The organism is Acinetobacter sp. YH12096 (assembly GCF_013419215.1).
Lineage (GTDB): Bacteria > Pseudomonadota > Gammaproteobacteria > Pseudomonadales > Moraxellaceae > Acinetobacter > Acinetobacter amyesii.
On record NZ_VPAM01000072.1, the window covers coordinates 1 to 3,268 of the forward strand.

At 32.1% G+C, this 3,268-nt stretch carries 3 protein-coding genes and 1 pseudogene; all 4 read left to right on the top strand.

The features are described 5' to 3' along the window. Positions 1–108 (top strand): annotated as a pseudogene (locus FTU36_RS16445) (IS5/IS1182 family transposase); the annotation flags it as partial. A 3-nt stretch (positions 109–111) separates the two neighbouring features. Further along, on the top strand, positions 112–909 hold the full coding sequence (locus tag FTU36_RS16450) for a PoNe immunity protein domain-containing protein (protein WP_180118582.1): 798 nt from the start codon (positions 112–114) through the stop codon (positions 907–909). A gap of 106 nt (positions 910–1,015) precedes the next feature. After that, complete coding sequence (locus FTU36_RS16455; protein WP_180056085.1) at positions 1,016–1,999, top strand: PoNe immunity protein domain-containing protein; 984 nt, start codon at positions 1,016–1,018, stop codon at positions 1,997–1,999. 39 nt (positions 2,000–2,038) lie between these two features. After that, a complete protein-coding gene (locus FTU36_RS16460; protein ID WP_257222275.1) occupies positions 2,039–2,851 on the top strand; it encodes a PoNi-like cognate immunity protein in 813 nt (270 codons plus the stop codon). The last annotated feature ends 417 nt before the right edge of the window (positions 2,852–3,268 follow it).

Consider the following 3,268-nt stretch of genomic DNA (forward strand, 5'->3'; position numbering starts at 1 on the left):
AAAACCTTCAAAATTCTTGCTGAGCGATATCGCAATCGAGGCAAAAGACTAGCATTGAGATTCAATCTAATTGCTGGAATTTATAACTTGGAGCTGAGTGAAAAATGACTTATGAAAGAAATCTATTATACAATTGGTAAGTCGATTCAACCTCTCAGAATAGAATTAGAAAATATAATTACGAAATATGAAGAATATACAATGGCATTACGCAAAGACGAGGAGGATGAAGATTGGGCACCATTTTATTTTACAGCTATAGATGAGTACGAAAGATGTATGCAGTTGATAGGACTGTGTTATCTATTACACAGAAGAGACCTATTACCACGTATTGCAGCGATGCAGGACAAAATTTACCATGAGCAAACAGAACAATTAGATACGCTGTATGAGGACTTTTTATCATTTGAGTTGATGGATAGATATGATGTAGATCAATGGTTTTTTGATAATCCATATCGCCCATTAATTTTTAGTAAATATAGAGATACTAAAAAAGAGAGTATTCAAGATATACGGAAATATTTGAAATTATGGTATCCCGCATTTGAAAGTGCTCCATGGCATGATATTCATAAATTGGATGAAAGTTTTTATTTTGGCTATTGGGCTATAGAAGCTGCTGCTTACGTTTATCTGTTAGATTTAGATGATAGCGAAATAACACATATGATTTACCCAAAAGATTTGGTTAAATTTGCCCGAGAATTTGTACCTTCTGAGAAGGATATAAGTAATCCTAGTACAAAAACTCTAAGATGCGAAGCAGGCCAAATTTGCCCTAAAACAGGTGAATGGTATAGTCCTGCGAATAACATGGAAAAACGTCATTTTAGACAGGGTGATGTTATGCCTGAGATTAAAGATAACCCTTGGGGATTAACGATTTGGTATCTGACTGAATAAGTAGATGCCATTCGGGCATTTTGGAATGGGTGGGGATATGTACTGGCAGTTTGATGGTGAAGAATAAATAAAACATGCCCTTCGTGGCATTAATTTTAGGATTAATATGAGTTTCTATAAATATAAAAGACAGATTTTTTTAACTGAAGACTATTATAAAAGTGCCTATGATTTTTATATAGAAGACGTTGATTTTTGGAAAGAAAGTGATGCATTTGAGGATGATGAGTATAATTGCGGCGAAAAAAGAAGATGGAATTTAATAACACATGATTATTCTTTTCTACTTTACCTTGTATACACAGCAGGAAAATCTATAGGGGAAGTTATCCCCTTATTTGAAAAAGTTATAGAAGGCTTTGAAAAACAATCTGAAGCCTTAGCTATCTTCCATAAGTCAAAAAAACCTTCTGTCATTCCAACTCAAAATGAAACGTTAAATATACTTGGTCTGGCTTTTTTATTTAATCGAAATGATTTGTTTGATCGTATACATTCATTAGTCAATGGTGAGGGTGAAAGTCATACGTGTGAAGATGAGGTTATTAATAAATTTTTTAAACTTAATGATCCTTCACATCCAACATTTAACGAAGGAAATTTATTTGCATTAGGTTATTCAAAATTATGTGATGTGATTGATAATGTGCTAGTTAAAAATAATAAAGAAACTGCTGTTAAATATTTAGATGAATACTTAGCTGATTGGTATCAAATGAATAAAAATGCACTTTGGTTTAATAGTCATCTAGAGCCTGCAGAAGAACTAAAATATTGTGGTTATTGGTCTTTTGAAGCAGCAGCTCTTGTTTATTTACTAGATTTGGATGACACTCCTCTACACAAGCATTTATTCTATCCTAAAGATATAGTTGCATGGGCTCGTAAAAATAATACTCAATCTGAAGTAACCCAAGAGAATCTAACTGTAATAAAAGTCAAAGCTGGCGAAAAATCCCCAAAAACGGGCTATTGGACAACCCCAGTACAAGTGGATTCACGCGTTCATGTGTTAAGAGGTGAAATCTTACCAACACTTTCTGAAACAGATTGGGGTGAAGTGTACTGGTATTTTAATGGTGAGGAATAAATAAAACATGCCCTTCGGGGCATTAATTTTAGGATTAATATGAATTTCGATAAATATAAAAGACAGATTTTTTTAACTGAAGATTATTATTTAAAGACTAAAGAATACAATGAAGAAGGAATACCCTTATATTTAGAAAGTGATGCATTTGAAGATGATCAATATAATTGTGGAGAAGCTTCAAGATGGCAATCTATTACATGGATCTATCATTCTTTATTATATCTTCATTATACTGCAGGAAAGCCAATAGAAGAAATATCTCCATTATTTGAAAAAGTAATAGAAGGTTATGAAAAACAAGCAGAAGCATTAGGAGTTTTTAAAGCAAGTAAAAAGCCAGTTGTTATTGGTGGTGAAGGTGGTTTTATTGCATTAAGTACAATTAGCTTAGCAGTATTGCTAAATAAAAATAATTTATTATCTACAATTAAACAATTAATCAATGGCGAGGATGGAGGAACTTTTAGTGAAGATGAAGTGATTAATAAGTTTTTAAAACTAACGGATTCTAATCATCCAGATACTGAAAGAGATGGGATATATAGTTATAATTTTTCAATATTATGCGATGTGATTGATAATGTAATAATTAAAAATAACAAAAATCATGCGATTGAACTGTTGGATGAATATTTGGCTGATTGGTATCAAATGCATAAAAATACACTTTGGTACAATAGTCATTTAAATTTAGATAATTATTCATATGTTGGTTACTGGGCTTTTGAAGCAGCAGCTCTTGTTTATTTACTAGATTTGGATGAAAGTTCTTTACATAAACATTTGTTTTATCCTAAAGATATAGTTGCATGGGCTCGTAAAAATAATACTCAATCTGAAGTAACCTAAGAGAATCTAACTGTAATAAAAGTCAAAGCTGGTGAAAAATCCCTAAAAACGGGCTATTGGACAACCCCTGCACAAGAGGATTCACGTGTTCATGTGTTAAGAGGTGAAATGTTACCAACATTTTCTGAAACAGATTGGGGTGAAGTGTACTGGTATTTTAATGGTGAGGAATAAATAAAACATGCCCTTCGGGGCATTATTTTTGGGAATCAGAATGGTTTTTGATAAAAAGAAAAGACAGTTTTATTTAACTGAGGATAATTTAATCACGTTTGCTGATCATTATAGAGAATATATTAGATCTCTTTCATAAATCAAAAAACGATCTTCTTTTTGGTTAATATTTGCACTCCGGATTTCTTAGCATTCGTGCATAATCTGCGGATGAAATACATCGATTCAAACAAGCTTTCTGAT